The sequence below is a fragment of the Cupriavidus basilensis genome (genome assembly GCF_000832305.1).
Taxonomy (GTDB): Bacteria; Pseudomonadota; Gammaproteobacteria; order Burkholderiales; family Burkholderiaceae; genus Cupriavidus; species Cupriavidus basilensis_F.
Map to the genome: position 1 here is coordinate 3,981,702 of NZ_CP010536.1, position 19,075 is coordinate 4,000,776.

20 protein-coding genes are annotated in these 19,075 nt (G+C 62.8%); 14 read left to right on the top strand and 6 right to left on the bottom strand.

The window, feature by feature from the left end:
• Positions 1-119 precede the first annotated feature (119 nt).
• From RR42_RS18370 to RR42_RS39760, 7 genes are all read left to right on the top strand, one after another.
• Positions 120-1,388, top strand: coding sequence for a tyrosine-type recombinase/integrase (locus RR42_RS18370; RefSeq protein ID WP_043349975.1), 1,269 nt, complete (start codon positions 120-122; stop codon positions 1,386-1,388).
• Positions 1,389-1,480: 92 nt separating this feature from the next.
• On the top strand, positions 1,481-2,194 hold the full coding sequence (locus RR42_RS18375; protein ID WP_043349979.1) for a hypothetical protein: 714 nt from the start codon (positions 1,481-1,483) through the stop codon (positions 2,192-2,194).
• A gap of 186 nt (positions 2,195-2,380) precedes the next feature.
• A complete protein-coding gene (locus RR42_RS18380) occupies positions 2,381-2,668 on the top strand; it encodes a helix-turn-helix transcriptional regulator (RefSeq protein WP_082054933.1) in 288 nt (95 codons plus the stop codon).
• Positions 2,669-2,671: 3 nt separating this feature from the next.
• The gene (locus tag RR42_RS37790) at positions 2,672-3,493 is read left to right on the top strand and encodes a Rha family transcriptional regulator (RefSeq protein ID WP_052494692.1); all 822 of its coding nucleotides are present in this window, start codon (positions 2,672-2,674) and stop codon (positions 3,491-3,493) included.
• Between the two features lie 107 nt (positions 3,494-3,600).
• A complete protein-coding gene (locus tag RR42_RS18395) occupies positions 3,601-3,939 on the top strand; it encodes a hypothetical protein (RefSeq protein ID WP_144409847.1) in 339 nt (112 codons plus the stop codon).
• Between the two features lie 481 nt (positions 3,940-4,420).
• Positions 4,421-4,834 (top strand): hypothetical protein, encoded by a 414-nt coding sequence (locus RR42_RS18400; protein ID WP_043349982.1) that lies wholly within the window; start codon positions 4,421-4,423, stop codon positions 4,832-4,834.
• Positions 4,835-6,077: 1,243 nt separating this feature from the next.
• The gene (locus RR42_RS39760) at positions 6,078-6,260 is read left to right on the top strand and encodes a hypothetical protein (RefSeq protein WP_144409848.1); all 183 of its coding nucleotides are present in this window, start codon (positions 6,078-6,080) and stop codon (positions 6,258-6,260) included.
• 282 nt (positions 6,261-6,542) lie between these two features.
• Here the strand turns inward: RR42_RS39760 and RR42_RS18415 are convergent, their stop codons facing one another.
• Entirely contained in the window at positions 6,543-7,403 is an 861-nt protein-coding gene (locus RR42_RS18415) for a hypothetical protein (protein ID WP_144409849.1), read from the bottom strand.
• A 1,356-nt stretch (positions 7,404-8,759) separates the two neighbouring features.
• On the opposite strand from RR42_RS18415, the gene RR42_RS39765 reads away from it, so the two are divergent.
• The gene (locus RR42_RS39765) at positions 8,760-9,659 is read left to right on the top strand and encodes a hypothetical protein (protein ID WP_144409850.1); all 900 of its coding nucleotides are present in this window, start codon (positions 8,760-8,762) and stop codon (positions 9,657-9,659) included.
• 302 nt (positions 9,660-9,961) lie between these two features.
• Here RR42_RS39765 and RR42_RS18425 read toward each other — a convergent pair whose 3' ends face one another.
• Entirely contained in the window at positions 9,962-10,252 is a 291-nt protein-coding gene (locus RR42_RS18425; RefSeq protein WP_043349995.1) for a hypothetical protein, read from the bottom strand.
• A 677-nt stretch (positions 10,253-10,929) separates the two neighbouring features.
• Between RR42_RS18425 and RR42_RS18430 the strand changes: the two genes are divergently transcribed.
• Together RR42_RS18430 and RR42_RS18435 are read left to right on the top strand one after the other, a co-directional pair.
• Positions 10,930-11,199 (top strand): type II toxin-antitoxin system Phd/YefM family antitoxin, encoded by a 270-nt coding sequence (locus RR42_RS18430; RefSeq protein WP_043349998.1) that lies wholly within the window; start codon positions 10,930-10,932, stop codon positions 11,197-11,199.
• Positions 11,199-11,612: a putative toxin-antitoxin system toxin component, PIN family gene (locus RR42_RS18435; RefSeq protein ID WP_043350001.1), complete on the top strand. Its 414-nt coding sequence runs from the start codon at positions 11,199-11,201 to the stop codon at positions 11,610-11,612. The genes RR42_RS18430 and RR42_RS18435 overlap by 1 nt, the downstream gene beginning before the upstream one ends.
• A gap of 118 nt (positions 11,613-11,730) precedes the next feature.
• On the opposite strand, the gene RR42_RS18440 is transcribed toward RR42_RS18435, so the two are convergent.
• From RR42_RS18440 to RR42_RS18450, 3 genes are read right to left on the bottom strand one after another with little or no spacing between them, the layout of a single operon-like run.
• Positions 11,731-12,231, bottom strand: a complete 501-nt coding sequence (locus RR42_RS18440) for a GDYXXLXY domain-containing protein (protein ID WP_043350004.1) — start codon at positions 12,229-12,231, stop codon at positions 11,731-11,733.
• A complete protein-coding gene (locus tag RR42_RS18445) occupies positions 12,228-13,349 on the bottom strand; it encodes a DUF4401 domain-containing protein (protein WP_043350007.1) in 1,122 nt (373 codons plus the stop codon). The genes RR42_RS18440 and RR42_RS18445 overlap by 4 nt, the downstream gene beginning before the upstream one ends.
• Positions 13,346-14,401: a DUF2157 domain-containing protein gene (locus RR42_RS18450; RefSeq protein WP_043350009.1), complete on the bottom strand. Its 1,056-nt coding sequence runs from the start codon at positions 14,399-14,401 to the stop codon at positions 13,346-13,348. Before RR42_RS18450 ends, RR42_RS18445 begins: the two co-directional genes overlap by 4 nt.
• Positions 14,402-14,558: 157 nt before the next feature.
• Here RR42_RS18450 and RR42_RS18455 point away from each other — a divergent pair, with 157 nt between their 5' ends.
• Positions 14,559-15,326, top strand: a complete 768-nt coding sequence (locus RR42_RS18455) for a 5'-methylthioadenosine/adenosylhomocysteine nucleosidase (protein WP_043350013.1) — start codon at positions 14,559-14,561, stop codon at positions 15,324-15,326.
• Between the two features lie 68 nt (positions 15,327-15,394).
• Here RR42_RS18455 and RR42_RS18460 read toward each other — a convergent pair whose 3' ends face one another.
• Positions 15,395-15,631: a hypothetical protein gene (locus RR42_RS18460; RefSeq protein WP_043350016.1), complete on the bottom strand. Its 237-nt coding sequence runs from the start codon at positions 15,629-15,631 to the stop codon at positions 15,395-15,397.
• Positions 15,632-15,884: 253 nt separating this feature from the next.
• Here RR42_RS18460 and hemA point away from each other — a divergent pair, with 253 nt between their 5' ends.
• From hemA to RR42_RS18475, 3 genes are all read left to right on the top strand, one after another.
• Complete coding sequence (gene hemA / locus RR42_RS18465; RefSeq protein ID WP_043352352.1) at positions 15,885-17,189, top strand: glutamyl-tRNA reductase; 1,305 nt, start codon at positions 15,885-15,887, stop codon at positions 17,187-17,189.
• A 147-nt stretch (positions 17,190-17,336) separates the two neighbouring features.
• Positions 17,337-18,419, top strand: a complete 1,083-nt coding sequence (gene prfA / locus RR42_RS18470) for a peptide chain release factor 1 (RefSeq protein ID WP_043350020.1) — start codon at positions 17,337-17,339, stop codon at positions 18,417-18,419.
• A gap of 223 nt (positions 18,420-18,642) precedes the next feature.
• Positions 18,643-18,969, top strand: coding sequence for a hypothetical protein (locus RR42_RS18475; protein ID WP_043352355.1), 327 nt, complete (start codon positions 18,643-18,645; stop codon positions 18,967-18,969).
• The last annotated feature ends 106 nt before the right edge of the window (positions 18,970-19,075 follow it).

Genomic DNA, 19,075 nt, shown 5'->3' on the forward strand with positions numbered 1-19,075 from the left:
TCATCCCGAAGAAAACCGGGTACAAGACCGGGTACAACACCACGAGACAGCTCCGAATCCCGGATTTTCATACCCGGTTTTCGCCGGAGACTTGCCACAAACCCGCACCGGGACTGGAAATGCTGACCGATACCCAATGCCGCAACGCCAAGCCCAAGGATAAGCCGTACAAGCTGACCGATGGCAAGGGCCTGTATCTGGAGGTGAAACCGAACGGCGCGAAGGCCTGGCGCTATCGCTTCGAGCTGGCAGTGGATGGTAAGCACAAGGAAAGCCTATTTGCACTCGGCGACTACGCCACCGCACCGGCCGCGGAAACCCCGGCGCAGACGAAGGCAAGGCAAGCGGGAGGACGCTTTACCCTGGCCGAAGCGCGTGAGGCGCGCACCAAGGCGCGGTCACTGGTCAAACAGGGCGTGAACCCAGCACACCACCGGCAGCTCGAACGCATCCAGCGCAGCCAGCAGAATGCCGCCACCTTCGAGGCAGTGGCAAAGGAGTGGCTGGGCCTAAAGGACTGGACCGAAACTACCAGGGCCAGGCGCCTGGACATGCTAGCGCGCGTCGTTTTCCCCAAGGTCGGAAAGTTGCCAGTGGACACGATCAAGCCGGCCCATGTGCTGGACGTACTGCAGGCCGCCGCCCAGAAGAACGGGCCGACCGTGGCCGCCGAGGCCAAGCGCACCATGTCCGCGGTATTCGAACTGGCGATATCGACCTTGCGCGCCGAGGTCGATCCGGTCTATCCGGTGCGAAAGGCTCTGCCGGCAAACAAGACCCAGCACAAACGCCCGCTCTCGTCAGACGAAATCGGACGGCTGCTGCGCGACTTGGGCGGCTACGAGCGCAACTTCCAGACAGTGGCCGTGTTCCGCCTCATGTGGATGACCTTGTGCCGGCCCAGCGAGGCCGCGGGCGCGCGCTGGGAAGAATTCGATCTGGACGCGGGGCTCTGGCGCATCCCTGCTGAACGCATGAAGAAGCGGAAGGAGCACACTGCCCCCTTGCCGCGGCAGGCGACCGAGTTGCTGCGCGCGCAATACTCCCTGACCGGCCGGCACGCGCACGTCTTCCCCAACCGAGACGACCGCACCAAGCCCATGACGGATGCCACGCTGCGCCAGGCTCTCAAGTACCTAGGCTGGTCGGGCACCTACAGCCCGCACGCAACGCGCACCACCGGCAGCACGCGCCTCAACGAACTGGGCTACCCGACTGACTGGATCGAACGGCAGTTGGCGCACGCCGAGCCCAACGCGGTGCGGCGCACCTACAACCACGCGGACCACTTAGCGGACAGGGCAAAGATGATGCAGCAGTGGGCGGACATGCTGGACACATGGAAGGCAGGCGCAACGGTGCTGCCGATCAACGGCAAGGTTGCCTGACATTTGCGAGCCGCGCCTAGATCGACGGATCGAAAGCCGGGTCCCCTACTCGGCCGGCGCAGCTCTCCAAGATAGATGCAAAAAAGGAGCGTATGGACGAGCTTGATCTGTGCAGGATTGCGGACACCCTTCCGCTGACGGCAGTTGCCGCGCTTCTCGCCGGCTCAAGGCCCAGCCGAGTGCAGGCGCCAGACAAATCCGGGGTGAACCGATACCACCTCCTACGACTGGACAGACCGGGCGGCGACGAGATTGGAGAAACGCCCGAAGTCTTCGACACCGCGCTGCAGATGCTGATGCATGCAGCGGGGCGGGGCACGCTCAAAGCGGACAAGGTCTACACCGGTGTATGGACCCTCCTCCGCTCCCGCGACGGATCCATACCAAGACCTCACCACTGCGAAGCGGTGGGGGCACTCGACCCGCACGCGACCACCGTTGCCGTAGACGACCTGACGCAATGGCTCGCCCGCCGCGGCGTGCGGTCGTGCTTCTTCTTTCCTGAGGACGCACGCACACTGGACTACCTAGAGCCTACCCACGAACGCCATTCGCCGAGACTCGCCGCTGCGGTGAAGGCTTGGCAGGCTATGGAGGACGAGAACCTGAGGCGGAGGAAGTCACCAAAGGTCGCGATGGAGCAATGGCTTGAGTCCAACTACAAGGTGCTTGGACTGGTTCACAAGCGAGACAGCCGCAAGCACGGCTACAAAGAGGGCGACATGAACAAATCGGCAGTTGCAGAAGCAGCGAAGGTCGCGAACTGGGTAGATGGTGGCGGAGCACCTCGGACACCTGTCGAATAACCCACCCCACCCCTAGAGCCGCGCCAGCGCTAGGTTTGAAGGCTGCCCCGCCTCTTAGTCAGCCAGCAACCCACCCACCCCATGTTGCTCTCGACGGGTGGGTTTTCCGAACCCACCCGGCTATTCGAGGTATCGCCTGGTCTATTTAATTCGTGTCGCACCACTTCTTTTCACGAGGTCCGCGACATGGAAGAATCCACCTATTTTCCGACCGGCCCGAAGCCGGCCCCCATCAAACCCCGCAGCAATCCCGCGGGCACCCTGCCCGAGACGGGCTACGTCCGCCAGTCCCATCTGATCCCAGCCATCCTGCCGTTCTCGGGCACCACCCTCTGGCGCAAGGTCAAGGACGGCACCTTCCCCGCCCCCGTCAAGCTCTCCCCGCGCGTCACTGCTTGGCCGGTTGACGCCATCCGCGAATACCTGGCCGACCCCGAAAGCTACGGCACCACGCGCGCTGGCACGGAGGACTGACTAATGCCGGCCACCCTGCAAAAGCAAAATCGCCGCGCCCCCGTCAATCCGATGCCCGCCAGCCCCCCCAATGGCAGAGTACTGCCGGCGCTGGTGCACCTGCACCGCGGTGTGCCTGTCACCGATTCCCAGTCGATCGCGCGTGAGTTCGGGCGCCGGCATGACAACGTGATGCAGTCGATCGGTAGCCTTATCGCAGACGACACGATCAACCGCCTTGATTTCAAGGAGGTTGAGTACACCGATGCCAAGGGCGAGCGGCGCCGCGCCATCGAATTGACCGAGCGGGGCGCCCTGATCGCCATGCCCTTCATTGGTGGCCGCAACTCTCGCGCAGGCCAGGCCCGCTTGGTGGATGCGTTCATGAGCATGCGCGTGCAGTTGGCGGAACGCATTACCACCGGCTGGGCCGAGGCCCGCCGCGAAGTTGCAGCAAACTATGCCGTAGTAGCAGAGATGCTGGCCATGCGCCGCGAAGCCGAGGGCAAGGAGACGAAGGCCCACCACTACACAAACGAGGTGCGCTTGATTAATTTTGCCTTCGCCGGCAAGTTCGGTCCGCTCGACCGCGGCAGCCTGAGCCACTCCGAATTGCACATTTTGAACCGCTTGCAAATCCGCGATTCCGCCTTGATCGGCGTGGGCAAGCCCTACGACGAGCGTAAGGTCGCCTTGGTGACCTATGCGGCCGAGCTACGAGCCGCGCAGCCCCGCCGCCTGTCGCGGGGAGGTTCCCAATTGAAAGCCCGCAACTCTGTCGGAGCCCAGCGCGCCCGCCTGCCGAACGACGAATCGCAAGCCCCAACAAGCGCGGGTGAGGCATGAGCGCAAAGAAACGGCCGCAGGAGGCCGTCTCTGGCTCATACACACCGATCCCGCACGCAGTGCTGGACAGCGTGGCATTCGTTGGTGCGTCCATTCGGGCGAAAGCCATGCTCTTCGAACTCCTGCGACAGCATAGCGGGCGCAATAACGGCCGCCTGCAGCTTTCGGAACGGTGGCTGAAGGCGCGTGGCTGGAATTCATCCGACCAAGTGCAGAAGGCAAAGGCTGAGCTGACGGAGCGCGGTCTCGCCCTGAAAACCCGGCAGGGCGGCAGGTCCATCGGGCCCGACTGGTTCGCCCTCACCTGGGTCCCGATTTCCAACTATGCCGACCTGGACATCAAGCCAGGAAGTTTCTACCCAGGACACTGGCGGATGATGGATACCGCCCCGATTGTGAAAGATGCCCGTTTCGGTGTAGCTCAGCAGAGCGGGGGGGAAACGTGAGACCTACACCACCTTACGGTGTAGATCCACACCGCCCCACGGTGCAGAGGGATCGTCTGCTACACCGCCCCACGGTGTAGCAAAAGGGGTTTGCGGTGATTTCAGTACACCGCCACACGGTGCGAATGAATGTTGCCAGTTGCCACCCACTGAAGACCATTCCCGAGTTGAGGAAAAAAAGGGCGTGGCGAGGTGGACGGCCTATTGAGGTCGGTCACCAAAGATGGAGATGGAGAGCAAGCCATGGGAGGCGTCAGACGCGAATAGGCAAATCGGTGCGCAGCTGAGTGAAAGAGGGCAAGCTGCCCATTATCCAACCATAGGACTGGTAGGCTTAGAGCCAGCCCCGCGAGAGTGCCAATGCCGCGCATCAGACGGCCAGCTTTGGCCCCAGCGGCCAGTTGTCAGCGGTTAATTGGCGCGGCTAGCAGCTAATCCGACCGGCAACGATACGGTCCACCCTTCGCGGTACGCGGCCAATATGCCCTTCATAAAAGTTATCTTTCTGCTTGAACGTGGCAACCAAAGAGTGTTGCGGTTGCCGGCCCGCGCGGCTGGCTTTGACCGCGTGAGAAGTGCCGCCGAGGTGGAGACGACTGGCCTTGGAGAGATTACAAAGCCGTCGCCGTCCACTACACTCGAATCCGAGGAATCTCTAATGGAGAGGACGATGCTAGGGCTACAGTACGTTGGGCTGGCGCTGAATCACTGGAAGAAGTGGCGCCCGAAGGAATACAAGGAAATGCAGAAGGACGGAACGCTCAACGAGAGGGCGCAGACGGCCAGCAAGGAGGCGGCGAAGCAGGTGGCGAGCCTGATGGCCGGGGGGTATCAGAAGCACGAGGCAGAGGAGGCAGTACTCCCCGAACTGATTCTGCTGCGGCCAGAAAGGTAAAGGGGCCGCGCAAGCCGCGCCCCAAGAAGCCCACGGGCGAGGCCTTCACAGTGAAACCAACCTGCGCGACATCCTCGACAAGGTGCACGAGACCAAGCGCAAGCTGGCGGACGAATGCGACCTGTGGGCCATCGTCAGCCTGCCGGGTGGCAGTGTTCTCCACCGCTGGGGCCGGTGTGAAGACCAACTTGCTGTTTTTCACCAAGGGCAAGAAATCCGCGACGCTCTGCTAAGACCGTCGCGCTCTTGCATGTTCGCAACACCCCTCCGCCGTGGGGCAGAGGAAGCGAGCCAATATGCGGCAGAGTAGAGCAATTAAATTCACACTGCAGATCATGCCTAGGCGCCGAAATTGCCCAACGATGCAACAGCTTCAGACCCGATTCGTCTGGGCATCGGTGCGGTGGTGGCTATGGGCCCTCATTGCATTCATCGCCGCCTACGCTATCAATACCGTCCCGTGCATGGTACCGGGCATCCTCCCAGGCGCCGCTGCCGTCTGCGAGCCTGCGCTCCCCGTCGCCTATGTCGTCTGGCCCGTGCTTACGCTCATTGGCTGCGCGATGGGAGGGTGGCGCTTCTACCGTGATTACTACTGCGGCGATATAGCGCGAGACTTCTATGAGTAGGCCCTCGCACAACTCAGCAGTAGCCCCCCGAAGCCACTCGGATATGCCCCGTCTTGTCGCGACGCACCTTGGGAAGGCGGCGCCTACTGGCCACGTCCTCGCGATAGATCGATCTCTCGAATCCATTTCTCCGCGTTGGGTAAGCTCATCGAACTCCGCAACTCCGTCATATCGGCAGCGAACGCTAGTGCCTTCTCCCGAACCGGCGCAAGCTCCTCTGAAGCTCGATAGGGCGCGCCGTCGAATAGGGCTAAGAACCGTGATGGATAGTCGTCCAGCTCAAACTGATGGATTCTTCCAAGGCGCTCCAGATATGCGTGCCCCTGATTGATCTCAGTAGTGAGCCTCAGAAACTCAGGGTCATTCGGGCTCAATGGCTTCGGAAGAGCGCTTCTAATCTCATCCAGCGCACGAATCTTTTCCGAAGTGAAACTGTGCATGGGGTCGGCAAATGCGCGAGCCAGATCGTGGCATATTACCTTTGCCCACGAGCGGAGAGCCCTAGAAGTTGTCGTGGGATCAGAACCCATAGCTTGCATGGTAGAGCGAACCCGCTGTGCTAGCTCGTAGCTCTCCCTGGGGCTCGGTGCGGAATCCCACCTTCCCATCTTGCTATGAAGATCGACAAGTGTCTCGCCGGTAATCTCGGCAAGCTGTCGCAGTTTGCGGAGAGCCTCATCGGCCTGCTCGATCTTCTCGTCCAACTTCCTCGTCTTTGCCTCGATGCCCAGGCCCTTGATGGATTCAAAGCGGTCAATCGTTGCGGCAAAAAGGAGAGCGAGCCCGGCTGCGAGTGATGTCGCTGCGATTGACGTATTACTGTGTGCGACATGCCAGGTGCCGACAGCCAGATTCACTACGCCGGCTGCAAACAAACTCCAGTTTGTCAGCCCATAAAGTAACTGGCGATACCAGGGGAGAAGATTTTTGCCGTCGGAGACCATAGCTTAGGGAAGTAGTATTTCGAGCGTCCTTCAGATACTCATCGGCCCGGTGTCATATGATCCTATGCATCGTAGCCAAGCATCGATGCACGCCCGAGCGCTCTGCTGTGCGGACTCTCGCGCCGCACGTCGCCCTTATCCTTGTAGCCGCCGCTCAATGGCGCTCGGAAGATTGAGGAACTTGCCGACCACGGTCGTTTTGAGAGGGAGCTTTGCTTCGGATATCGTATTCGCCATGAAGCCATCAGCCCGAAAAATGTCTACGTGCGGTACGTACACGGTATGTAAGATATCGCCAAAATCGCTTGCAAGTGGCTTACGATGCCGCTGTGGTAGCAGTGCTGACCGGCGTCCTAGGTGACACATGACGTTAGCAACTGTCATCAGAGTCGGAGCATTCTCCCATGAACAATCGAATGCGTCGCCCACTGTGATTCCCTGAGCCGCTGCAAGCCTCCGTACGAGAGATCTAGGCTGATTCCGCAATAGCGATGTGAAAACGTCGCGTAGCCCAGTCGCGACTGCGTCGGAAGGTTCACCAGCATTAGCAAGCCCCTCGCAAAGTCCGCTAACTTCTTGGGCGAGAGCAAGTAGCGACTCCATCAAACTCTCCCCGATCTCCCGAATGCACAACGATACCGGCGCGACACGCTCCCACTGCTTTGCATACCAGTCTGCAAAGCACTCCAGGTCCGCCATCGAATCCCTAATCCCCTTGATGGCCGTCTCCCTGGATCCAATGCCGAGCGAGTACTGAATAACATCACGCAATGCAGCCGGTGTCATCGGAAATTGATCTGCTGCGTGCTGTTCAGCGGTGAGAGCGAGGCTGCGAAGGCGCTTGTACGCAGAGCTGCGCAAGCCGCCCCGGCTGTCGAAAAACTCCTGCTCGTGCTTCCGTCTCGATTTTCGATTGAGGTGCATCGAGTCTAGCTCTTCGCGGAGCAAAACAGCGGGGGAAGTCGGCTCAATAAGCGCGTCGTCGAAGCTTGGCATCCAGTGCCCATCAGACCTAGAGACTTCAGGAGCGCTGACACCTTGATGCGGCGCTCTCGTTGCAAGAAGCTCCGATTCCATTATGGCGAAGGGATCCAGCAAGCACGCCCTACCGCAAAGGCGGGAGATATGCCTGAGGCGCATCTTCGCGGCATCTAAGCTCGATGCGTCCACTGGGGCGACCTCAATGACGTGAGCGTAGCTATATCGGAGCTGGATCAGGCCTTCTTCTTGCCAAGACAAGAGAGTTCTTTCGGTATCGGAATGAGCTTCTGTGCGGGCACTAGGGTTAGCCAGCGTCGAGAAGTCGCTACTATCCAGATACACTTGGAGGGGGCGCTTAGCTGTCACTGAAACCATTTGGATCTACAGCTCCGCATGAGGAACGCTCGTGGTCACTGCGAGCACGTTTTGGTCGACTTGCTGACTGTTCCGTCCTTGCAGACAAACTTGCTGCCGCTGCAATGCGAAACCCCGCCCTTGCTGCCCGAACATAGCTGGCGCCCCCGAGCATCTGCAGCCTGGCTCACCGCCAAGAGACCCAGAACAACCGGCGCCCCAATGTGACGCATATGCCATCCCGTTAGAATGGGAAGTGTCGCCGGCGGGGCTGCGCAGGGGAACCCTTCCGAAGCCGGGGCCCTCTGCCGAGCCCCCCAACCCGATCGGCTGCTGGGTAGCCGACGCGTTTACTGGTGGAGAGCATAGCAATACCTACTATCCGCCACAACTTCCACTGCAGCCGGGGGGCGCAGGAAATCCTTCCGAGGTGTGGAGCAGAGGGTAGCTGACCGGTAGTGGCGGGCCTCTGTTTGCATTACCATTGCGCCGATTGACCAAACAACAATGAGCTAACCAAATTGGCCGGTCCCGTTCTCTATTCAACGAATTGTTGGTACGCACATCAGATCGCAGTAAAGTACAGGGGAGGTCGTCACTTCGTGTGGTGCAGTGAGCACTACGATCCGACGAGCGCACCTGCGGGATCTGCTGGGGCCGCTATTGCCCCCAGTTCCAGTCCCAAAGGAATCTACGATCAGCTCCACGGAGATTGTGACCGAGAAGACACACACAGCGCGCTTATTAAGGGGTACTCAAAGACGTTTCGCCGACTTGCAACGCAGTGGCTCAGCACGTCCGAGATCACGAAGGACCAGCATGACGAGATCGTCAGCGCGATCACATCTAAGAGCTGGAAAATATGGCGTCCAGTACTCTTTGTGATTCCGCGGCATCCAATTGAAAGCTCCGGCCGATTGCTCACCGTGCCTCACAAGCGTCGAGCGGCATACGGACCAGAGCTGCAAATTCTCGATTTGGCTGCGGCCGAATTCGACATGATCGAGAGGTGAAAAATTGATCACAACTCTGTCGCGGTTCGATAAGGTTACAGCAGCCGGGATTCTTGCGCGTGCCGCAGTCGCTTTAGACGATGATGCAAATCCGGTAGCTCACCAGTTTCGCGTGCCCAGCGAACTGGAGTTGCGCACCGCCATATTAGAAGAAATCCGAGCCAAGCTTGGAATAGCAGTAACTGACTGTACTCGTGAGTCGCTCGAGCGATTGGAAGATGTGCTTGATGACGAGATGGAAGCTCTGGTTGGCCCCACGGACACACAGAAAGCACTTGCCAACTTGTCCGCACAGGGCGACCTCCCCTCCGATCTTTTCGAGGTTGTCGCTATTCCAAATATCATTCAGTTCTACGGAAAGCGATTCGACCAGGAAGAGAAAATAATCCGAGAAACGGTGAGTAAAGCCGATCAAGAGCAGCACTTCGGACCGCCAGTAGCCATCGGCGAGCCCTTCCTCATTTCGTTGTTTACAAAGCACTACCCGAATAAGTTTCCTCTGCGTAGTTTTACGATGTTGGTGGCCGGTCAGCGTACAGGGCTCGTGCTGACAGTACAGCAAGCCTGGCGAGTATATGCTGACCTGGTGGATACGGTGAGCGCGAAGACTCTCGTCGATTTGCTGCGCAATTTTTCCAATGCGTTCAAGGCTGAATTGTTGGTCAATGGAAAGAAAGGCAATTTCTTCCTTTCTGAGAATATCCGGGACGATCATCCCAGCGGCACGGAAATTACTATTCTGCACCCCACCGACAAGCACGGAAACCCGGCCAAAGGAACACATACGCAGACCGTTAGCTGTTTCGAACAGAAGGATCCGATTTCGCGAGGTACGCGGGTCTCCCTGATCGTTGGTGTGAATCTGACAAAATACAAGGCTGTTTTAGAAGAGCGTGCCTGGTAGATGGCGACGCCAGTCATCCGGGGGAGTCGTCAGCTGCTCGTGCACCGTAAAAGCGCGATGGGTGCTAGTAACGACAACGAAACCGGGTATGAAACCGGGTACGAAATGGGAGCCCCTCGCCATAGACCCATCAACTACGCGGATTTCAGGTCGATATGTCGGTTTAACGTCTAAGCAGACTGCACCACTGTCCGCCGGCTGGACTCGGCGGGCGACAAAAAATGAGCCCCGCAAGGCATGCGTGCCTGCGGGGCTTTTTGCTTCAGGTGGCGGCCCCTCTCTTGTGCCGAGCCACCACAAGATCATCCATCGCGCGTCCCCTCCAAGTCCCGCAGGACCGCGAGTTCGCTCAACACCAGCGCTTCGTTAGCGAGTGTCGCCGCCAGCGAAAGCAGATGGCCCTGGGTCTCCTCCGTCAAGTTGGCAAGGGTGCCCCCGGCAGCGTTCTCGATGGCGACCGACAGCAGCGCATTGAGTTGCGCAGCCTTTTCAGCGGCGAGGCTAAGCGGGCTTTCGGCTGCAGCGTGCGCGGTCACGAAGATATCGCGGCCTGTCTGTTCGGCGCTGATGTTGTAGTGGGGGTGCTTACACATTGGATGCACTCCCGATTTGGGAGCGCATGCGCTTTGGAATTACGGGGACTTTGGGATAAGCCGAATGCCAGGTACAGGCAATTCGGACAAACAAGGACTGGGGCATGTGCGCCTCCTCTTGACCAATTCAAAGGAACCGCCTTGCGGCGGCTGTCTTCCCACGTAGTCGAGACGCCAATCCCGGTCGCTGTGGTTGCAGCGACTCGTCTAGTATAGCGCTGGCAGCAATGATCGTGCGCACTCCCGAGGCATCGGCTGCTGACTCCACGAAGACGCGCATACAGAGCTTTGGGCTCCTTCGCGAAAGACTTACGCTGGTCATCGCACAGATGAAAGCGCCTGTACGGATGAGCAGGCGCGGCGCAGACGCCCTCGCACGACGCGACAATCGAACGAGTCCCAGGTTGTCGTTTCGCCCGATCTTCAATCAAAGAGATCCTTTGAGCGCCTGGGAGATGGTTCGGCGCAAAAGGCTGAAGCAAGTGGCTGGTTGGGCACGTCATCGCCAGACCCTTGATTTCGGTCAGTCGAAGCCTGACGAGGCGTAGTTGCAACTCGTACAAGGTGCGATCCGGAAGCCGCGGCCAATTGGCTTGGGATGTCTACGCAGGGTGACTGGACGGTACGGCAAGGAGCAATCATACTGATCATAGTGATCAATATGGATGGAGATAACCATGATTACCGAAGTCACCGCAGTCAATTTCCGGCAGAACTTGGGCGACATGCTCAATCAAGTGCAGTACCGCCACGACAGCATCGTCATCAACAAGGACGGTAAGCCGGTCGCCGCGCTGGTCGATGCCGAACTATTCGCGCGTATTCGCAGGATGCGGGAACACTTCGAGGCGCTGAGCGATCGTGTTGCGCATGCCTACGACGATGTCCCGGCCGAGCAGGGAATGGCTGAAATCGAAGCCGCCGTGGCCGCAGAACGGAATCGCTAATGCCAGGGTTGCGCGTCGTACTTGACACCAACGTGCTGATATCGGGATTGGCCTATCCGGCAAGCATACCGGGACGCATAGTTCAAGCCTGGCGACAAGGCGCGCTTGACGTCGTGCTGTCGCGGTACATCCTGGACGAGATGACGAGAGTTCTGCCTCGTCTCACGCGGATCCGCTTAAGCCCCGAAGAAATTCGCGATCTGGCCGACAGCCTCATTCTGCTGGCCGATTTGGTAGAGCCGGATAGTGGGCGGGATGACGAACTGCGAGATCCTGCGGATCAGCCCGTGCTTGCTACCTTGCGCGTCGCCCAGGCGCAATACTTGATCACCGGCGATAAGGATTTGCTGGCGCTGGCACAACGCTACCCGATCGTTACGCCCGCCACTTTCTGGGCGAGGCACGGCGGTTAGGCGTTGCGACTCAGCGTCTGCGCAGAAATCCGCACGCCGGGAAGGGCAAACAGAAGCCCCGCAAGGCCCAAGGGCCCGCGGGGCTTCCCGGATACAAGCGGCAGCTCACGCCAACTGCTCACAGCGCCCCCAAATCCTCCCCCCGCAGCCCCACCAGCAACGCCTGCCCGTCCGGCCCCACACGGAATTCCCCATAGCGCGCCTTCTCGAACCGCGCCCCCTGCCCTTCCTGAAAGAAGTACGCATCGGTGGATACCTGCGCCTGCGTGCCGCCCCAGCGCGACGGCACAGTCTGGAAGCGCAGCAGTTGCTCGCCGCCGGCCAGCGCCTCGCCTGTGTGCAAGCGCACAAGGGTGGCTTCGCCACGCGGGTCGCGGCGGATCACGGCGACTTGCTCGCGCGCGGGCTCGATGCCTTGCCGGTGGAGCGCCTCGCGGATAGCGTCCGCAATGGCGAAGTTCAGCGCCATGTAGTCGCCTTGCATGAGCGAGCGCGGATCGACTGGCGCCAGGCGCAGGTAGACGGTGTCGCCATGCGCCAGCAGCCGTTCCTTGCCGGTGATGGCGAAGGCGGCCAGGCCGAGCGTGAGGACCCATGCCAACAGTATCCAGCGTTTCATCCTTGTCTCCTTGCGCCGTCACGCCGCAGCGCCATGCGCAGCAGCAGCACGGCGATGCCGGCGCCGGCGAGCGTGGCGGACTTGATCAGCAGCGTCCAGTGCAGCGCGCTGTAGTACCAGATAAAGCCGCTGCCGAGCGCGGCGACGGCCAGGCCCAGCCAGGGCAGCGAGCTGCGGCGCAGCGCCAGGCCGAGCGCGAGCGCCGCGGCGACGACCGCCGGCGCACCGGCAAGCAAGGCGCTGAACAGCGCCGCGCCGACAAGCGCGGTGCCCCGCACCGCCGGGCTTAGCTGCAGCCGGCTTGCTTCGGCAAGAACAAACGCGGCGAGCACCAGGCCGAACAGCGCGCCGGCCATCCAGTAGTTGCCGGCGTGGCGCCCGGTGCTGGCCTCGAACAGCAGTGCCTGAGGCTGGCTGAGGCCGGTCACCACCAGGGCTGCGCCCAGTGCGAACAGCAGCGTGGCGTCGGCAGCCGGCTCGATCCAGTTGTGCAGCCCGGCGGCGCAGAGCCGCCCTTGCGCCAGCACGAAGCCGGTGAGCAGCGTCATGGCCAACGGCGCGAGCCAGCCCAGCGAGAAGCTCATGGCTTGCCAGACGTGGCGCAGGCCGGGCGTCATGGCCAGGTGGAGCGCCAGAGCCACGCCGGTCCATACGCCCAGCGCGGCCAGGAAGCGATGGAGCCGGTTGCTGACCAGCACATAGAGCACGGCCTCCAGCAACGCGAGCGCGCCCCAGAAAGCCGCCGATTCGAGCAGGCGGCTACCGCCGTAGGCCTGGCTCGCGCCGTACACGAGCAGGCCCTGGCCGCTGAGGCTGACGGCCAGCGCGAATTGCTCGAGCGCGGTGGCGGCCGCGCGGCGCCGGTACAGCACCGCGGCCAGCGCAATCATGGCGGCGCCGCAGAGCGCCATTGCCGTGGCGTTGTCGCGTGCGGCCACAAAGACTGAGCCGAGCAGGAAGGCGAGGAAGAACACCGCACCGAGCCAGCCCGCGAGGCCCATCAGCAACCTGACCGCCCATGGCGTGCGCCCTTGCGCGGCTTGCGGCTGCCCTTGCACCAGGCCGCGCGCGGCCAGGTCCTGCCACAACCTTTGTACTACTTGACGGTCGCTGGTCATGCCGGCTCTCCGTTGGGCGCGCCGCTTTGGGCTTGCCCGTGGTGTCGATAGGCGCGCAGCAGCCAAGCCGCCGCCGCGGCGGACAGGCCGATGGTCAGCAGCCCGAGGATCAGGAAAGCGCCGAACGCGTCCCGGCGGCCCTCCAGCAGCAGCCGGGCAACCCCGGTCACCAGCAGCACGATGACCGAGAAGCTGGCCAGGCTGAGCGCCACCACATCGAATGCCCGCAGCCGGAACCACGCTAGCAGCCCGCCCAGCGCGAGCATGGCCACGCCGAACATGGCGGGGTCGAAGCGGTTGTGCAGGATGCTGGCGAGGCCGAGCCAGCCGGCATAGGCACACGCCAGCGTGGCAAGGATGCGCGCGCCGGCCAGCCCGCGAAAGCCGTCGACCGGCGCCACTGCGCGCAGCGCGAACCACAGCATCAGTTGCACCAGCGTGGCCACCAGCAACGAGAGCGTGGTGGCGCGTTCGCCGGCCGCCCCAAACAGCAGGTCGAACATGCCGCCCACGCCAAGGCGCACGCTGAGATACCGCAGTAGCGCCACATTGGCCAGCACGATCACCACCCACCAGTGCGGCGCCGCGCGCGCGGCCAGCGCCCACGGGATCGCCAGCAGTGCCCACAGGGCAAACAGTTGCCAGGCGTCGGCGCCAGTCTGATACACCTGCCCGATCACGGCCAGCAACACGCCGGCCACCACCTGGGCGCCGCAGAGCGCCGCCAGCCCCGCCATGTCGGCGGGCGGGCGCAGCCAGGCGAATCCCGCCAGCAGCGTCAGCGCGCCGGCCAGCAGGCCAAACTTGGCGAACTTGTGCAGGTCCTGCCAGTTGAAGGCAAAGAACACGATCACGCCGGCGCACAGCAACGCGGCGCCCAGCATCAGCAACGTGCGATCGAGCCAGGTCCGCCACTGCGCCGCGTCGGGCTCCGTCCCCGGCCAGCCGGCGGCCACGCCGTCGGCGCCGAGCACGCCCTGCTCACGCCAGTCTGCCAGCGCTTGGCGCGCTGCCCGCCGGTCTTGAAAGCCCTGCGTTGTGGTTGCCTGCATCGATGCCCCATGTGATGGATACGCCAGCGCACTGTAGCAAAGCCGCCGCCATCTGCGCAGCTTTCCTTGCGTGAGCGGGAACATGCAACAGCGCTGCTTTGCCGCCCTGTCCCGGCCCGGTATGCTGTGCGTTTCTCCAACTCGGCCACGCCTCGCCATGACCCTTGGTATCCTCGCCGCCATCCACGATGAAGTCGACGGCCTGATCGCCGCCATGCGCCATGATGATGCCCGCGCCACCGTGCGGACGATCGGCATGCGCGACTATCACGTTGGCCATCTCTACGGCCAGCGCTGCGTGCTGGTGCTCGCGCGCATGGGCAAGGTGGCGGCGGCGGCCACCACGGTCACCCTGGTGCGCGAGTTCGGCGTGGATGAGATCGTCTTCACCGGCCTGGCCGGCGGCATCGGGGCCGAGACGCGGGTCGGGGACGTGGTGGTGGCGGACCGCACGCTGCAGCACGACCTGGACGCGCGGCCGTTTTTTGCCCGGCATGAGGTCCCGCTGCTGGATCGCGCTGAATTCCCCACCGACCCGGCACTTACCGCCGCGCTGCGCGATGCCGTGGCAGGCTACCTGCGGGATGATCTGCCGACCTCCGTCCCGGCCGGCGTGCTGGCGCGCTTTGGGGTGAGTGCGCCCAGGCTGCATGTGGGGATGATCGCCAGCGGCGACCAGTTCATCGGCGCACCCGCCGCCGCGGCCGAGTTGCGCGAGCGCTTGCCCGGCGTGCTGGCGGTGGAAATGGAAGGCGCCGCGGTGGCGCAGGTTTGCCATGAGTATGGCGTGCGGCATGCGGTGATGCGCACGCTATCGGATCGGGCCGACGATACCGCGCACGTGGATTTTGCGGCGTTCCTGACCGACGTGGCCAGCCATTATTCGAGCGGGGTTTTGAGGCGATTTCTGGAGCAGCGCGGGTAACCGGGCTAAAGCGGCGTTGGCGTGAATTAAGGATTCGGGATTCGAGATTGGACGGCAGTCATTCAATCTCACCGCCCCCTGGCCACACCCCCGACGCCAACCAGCACGGCCGCGCCCAGGATGGCCGCGAACCAGCCCGCCATCTGCCCGTCGACAAACCAGTGCAGCCCACGGCCGCCGTAAAACGCGGCCAGCGCGCCCATTGCGCCGAACACCGCCGCCGCAAGCAGGCTGACCCGGCCCACGGGGTGCAGCCACCGCGCCGCCAGCCCAGCCAACACCCCTACCGCCAGCGTACCCAACATCACTTTCTCCCAGATTCCAGAATATGGCGCGCCGCCCGGGGAGTCCCGCCGGTCGCCACGCGTGGCCGCAACAATACGGTAAACCCGACCGCGCTCGGGCAAGATCCGCGCCGGGCGCTATAATGTAGCCCGGTTCGGCGGCGCTTTGCGCCGGAATCCGCGCTTGAATTCATGCCCGGATTGCACCTGACTCCCGCGCTGCAGCCTGCAAAGCCGCCGCCCGGAGCCCGGCCAGAGAGACATGCTCCCCACCATGCAACTGCTCGCGATCGGTATCAATCACACCACGGCGCCCGTCTCGCTGCGCGAGCGAGTGGCGTTTCCGCTTGAGCAGATTAAACCCGCCCTGGGCGCCTTGCGCACCCACCTGGCGGGCAAGAATGGCACCGAAGCCGCCATCCTTTCCACTTGCAACCGCACCGAGATTTATTGCGCCACCGATGTGCTGCTGTCGGGTTCGGAGGGCTTCGAGCACACGCTGCGCTGGCTGGCGCAGCACCATAACGTGCCGGCCGGCGAACTCGCTCCCCACCTGTACTCGTTGCCGCAGTCCGAAGCCGTACGCCATGCGTTCCGGGTGGCCAGCGGGCTGGACTCGATGGTGCTGGGCGAAACCCAGATCCTGGGCCAGTTGAAGGATGCGGTGCGCACCGCCGGTGAAGCCGGCGCGCTGGGCACCTACCTGAACCAGTTGTTCCAGCGCACGTTCGCGGTGGCCAAGGAAGTCCGCGGCCAGACCGAGATCGGCGCGCATTCGGTATCCATGGCCGCTGCCGCGGTGCGCCTGGCCCAGCGGATTTTTGAAAGCGTCTCGACCCAGCGCGTGCTGTTCATCGGCGCGGGCGAGATGATCGAGCTGTGCGCCACGCACTTCGCGGCGCAAACGCCGCGCCAGATCGTGGTGGCCAACCGCACTGTGGAGCGTGGCGAGCGGCTGGCCGAGCAACTCGCCGGCCAGGGCCTGACCACCGAGGCCATCCGCCTGTCGGAGCTCGGCGCGCGCCTGCATGAGTTCGACATCGTGGTGTCGTGCACCGCCAGCTCCCTGCCCATCATCGGGCTGGGCGCGGTGGAGCGCGCCGTCAAGCTGCGCCGCCACCGCCCCATCATGATGGTGGACCTGGCCGTGCCGCGCGACGTGGAGCCCGAAGTCGCGCGCCTGGACGACGTCTTCCTGTACACCGTGGACGACCTCGGCGCCATCGTGCGCGAGGGCAATGCCATGCGCCAGGCTGCCGTGGCGCAGGCGGAAGCCATCATCGAAAGCCGCGTGCAGAATTTCATGCACTGGCTGGAAACCCGCAGCGTGGTGCCTGTCATCCGCGAACTGCAGGTGCAGGGCGAGGCCATGCGCCAGGCTGAGCTGGAGCGCGCGCGCCGCATGCTGGCGCGCGGCGACGACCCGCAAGCCGTGCTCGAAGCCCTGTCCGGCGCGCTCACCCGCAAATTCCTGCACGGCCCGACCCACGCCCTGAACCACACCCAGGGCGAGGACCGCGAGACCTTGCTGCGCCTGGTGCCGGGCTTGTTCCGCCACAGCAGCCACTCCGAGCGCTAGCCGCGCTCGCCTCAGCCGTGCGTGTCCTGCGCGCGGCCAGCTTTGCGTTGCCTCAGGCCATTGGCCATTGGCCCGCACGCATCCCGGCAGCAACATCCGTCTCCACCCGTTTCACCGCGCCGTTTCACCGCGCCCCTTCGGACCCCCATGAAAGCCAGCATGCTTGCCAAGCTCGACCAATTGTCCGAGCGACTCGACGAAGTCAACGCCCTGCTTGCGCGCGAAGATGCCACCGCCAAGATCGACCAGTACCGCAAGCTCACGCGCGAACACGCCGAGCTGACGCCAGTGGCCGAGCAGTATGCGCAGTACTGCCAAGCACAGGAGGACCTGTCCACCGCGCAAGCGCTGCTGGACGATCCCGAGATGAAGGAGTTCGCGGCTGATGAGATCACCACGGCCCGCGAGCGGCTGGAAACGCTGGAAGGCAGCCTGCAGAAATTGCTGCTGCCCAAGGATCCCAACGACGACCGCAACCTGCTGCTGGAAATCCGCGCAGGTGCCGGCGGCGAGGAAAGCGCGCTGTTCGCCGCCAATTTGCTGCGGATGTACACGCGCTACGCCGAGCGCCAGCGCTGGCAGGTGGAGGTGATGAGCGAATCGGCGTCCGACCTGGGCGGCTACAAGGAAGTGATCATCCGGATCGCCGGAGATGCGGCCTTCTCCCGGCTGAAGTTCGAATCCGGCGGCCATCGCGTGCAGCGCGTGCCAGCCACCGAGGCCCAGGGGCGCATCCACACTTCGGCCTGCACGGTGGCAGTCATGCCCGAGGCCGACGAGGTGACCGAGGTGGAAATCAATCCGGCGGACCTGCGCGTGGATACCTTCCGCGCCTCCGGCGCTGGCGGCCAGCACGTGAACAAGACCGACTCGGCCGTGCGCCTGACCCACCTACCCACCGGCATTGTGGTGGAGTGCCAGGACGACCGCAGCCAGCATCGCAACAAGGACAAGGCCATGAAGGTCCTGGCGGCCCGGCTGATGGACGCGAAGCTGCGCGCGGCTCAGGCGAAAGAAGCCAGCACCCGGCGCAACCTGATCGGCACCGGCGACAGAAGTGATCGTATCCGCACCTATAATTTCCCGCAGGGGCGCGTGACGGATCACCGCATCAACCTGACGCTCTACAAGATCGACATGATCATGGACGGCGATCTCGACGAGCTCCTGTCCGCCTTGTCCGCGGAACACCAGGCGGACCAACTGGCGGCGCTGGGCGAAGGGCATTAATCGCTTGGCAGTAGCAGGTTATTGCGACGAATTACCGCTCACTAAGGCAGTTTTTTGGATCGCCCTGCATAAATCGCGATTTTCGAAGGAAAACCTTTGTATCTGTTGTAAATGCTTGCAACAGCACTGGCGCGCCATTCTTCGCTGCCTATAATCGATCCGACCAAGCCGCCATACAGAGGTCGGCGTGTCGCCACTCGAAAACGGACAAAAGGACGAAATCATGAAGAAATTGCTCGCGCTGTTGATGATCACCGCCGCCATGGCTGCCTGCAGCAAGAAGGAAGAAGCCCCCGCCACGCCGAGCGCCGACAGCGCCATGCAAAGCGCCGCTGACTCCGCCAAGGCCGCCGCCAGCGACGCCGCATCCGCCGCCAGCAATGCCGCCGATGCTGCCAAGGCCGCTGCCAGCAGCGCGGCTTCCGATGTTTCCGCTGCCGCCGAAAAGGCCAAGGTCGACGCCGGCAATGCCATGGAAAAGGCTAAGGACGCCGCCAAGGATGCTGTCAACGCCGGCGCGGACAAGGCCAAGGACGCCGTCAACAAGTAATCCGCACGCCACGGCGGCAAGACACTGGCGCATCGCGCGCCCAGGCACCGCCGCCCAGGCAAGCGCGTTACACTGCAAACCCCGTCAGGGCACCTCCCGACGGGGT

Coding starts and splice junctions, on each gene's coding strand:
- RR42_RS18370 (WP_043349975.1), top strand. CDS start 120: ATGCTGACCGATACCCAATGCCGCAACGCCAAGCCCAAGGATAAGCCG.
- prfA (WP_043350020.1), top strand. CDS start 17,337: ATGAAAGCCAGCATGCTTGCCAAGCTCGACCAATTGTCCGAGCGACTC.
- RR42_RS18475 (WP_043352355.1), top strand. CDS start 18,643: ATGAAGAAATTGCTCGCGCTGTTGATGATCACCGCCGCCATGGCTGCC.
- RR42_RS18460 (WP_043350016.1), bottom strand. CDS start 15,631: ATGTTGGGTACGCTGGCGGTAGGGGTGTTGGCTGGGCTGGCGGCGCGG.
- RR42_RS18450 (WP_043350009.1), bottom strand. CDS start 14,401: ATGCAGGCAACCACAACGCAGGGCTTTCAAGACCGGCGGGCAGCGCGC.
- RR42_RS18395 (WP_144409847.1), top strand. CDS start 3,601: ATGCTCTTCGAACTCCTGCGACAGCATAGCGGGCGCAATAACGGCCGC.
- RR42_RS18375 (WP_043349979.1), top strand. CDS start 1,481: ATGGACGAGCTTGATCTGTGCAGGATTGCGGACACCCTTCCGCTGACG.
- RR42_RS18415 (WP_144409849.1), bottom strand. CDS start 7,403: ATGCCAAGCTTCGACGACGCGCTTATTGAGCCGACTTCCCCCGCTGTT.
- RR42_RS18440 (WP_043350004.1), bottom strand. CDS start 12,231: ATGAAACGCTGGATACTGTTGGCATGGGTCCTCACGCTCGGCCTGGCC.
- RR42_RS37790 (WP_052494692.1), top strand. CDS start 2,672: ATGCCGGCCACCCTGCAAAAGCAAAATCGCCGCGCCCCCGTCAATCCG.
- hemA (WP_043352352.1), top strand. CDS start 15,885: ATGCAACTGCTCGCGATCGGTATCAATCACACCACGGCGCCCGTCTCG.
- RR42_RS18445 (WP_043350007.1), bottom strand. CDS start 13,349: ATGACCAGCGACCGTCAAGTAGTACAAAGGTTGTGGCAGGACCTGGCC.
- RR42_RS18425 (WP_043349995.1), bottom strand. CDS start 10,252: ATGTGTAAGCACCCCCACTACAACATCAGCGCCGAACAGACAGGCCGC.
- RR42_RS18400 (WP_043349982.1), top strand. CDS start 4,421: ATGCCCTTCATAAAAGTTATCTTTCTGCTTGAACGTGGCAACCAAAGA.
- RR42_RS18380 (WP_082054933.1), top strand. CDS start 2,381: ATGGAAGAATCCACCTATTTTCCGACCGGCCCGAAGCCGGCCCCCATC.
- RR42_RS18435 (WP_043350001.1), top strand. CDS start 11,199: ATGCCAGGGTTGCGCGTCGTACTTGACACCAACGTGCTGATATCGGGA.
- RR42_RS18455 (WP_043350013.1), top strand. CDS start 14,559: ATGACCCTTGGTATCCTCGCCGCCATCCACGATGAAGTCGACGGCCTG.
- RR42_RS18430 (WP_043349998.1), top strand. CDS start 10,930: ATGATTACCGAAGTCACCGCAGTCAATTTCCGGCAGAACTTGGGCGAC.
- RR42_RS39760 (WP_144409848.1), top strand. CDS start 6,078: ATGAAGATCGACAAGTGTCTCGCCGGTAATCTCGGCAAGCTGTCGCAG.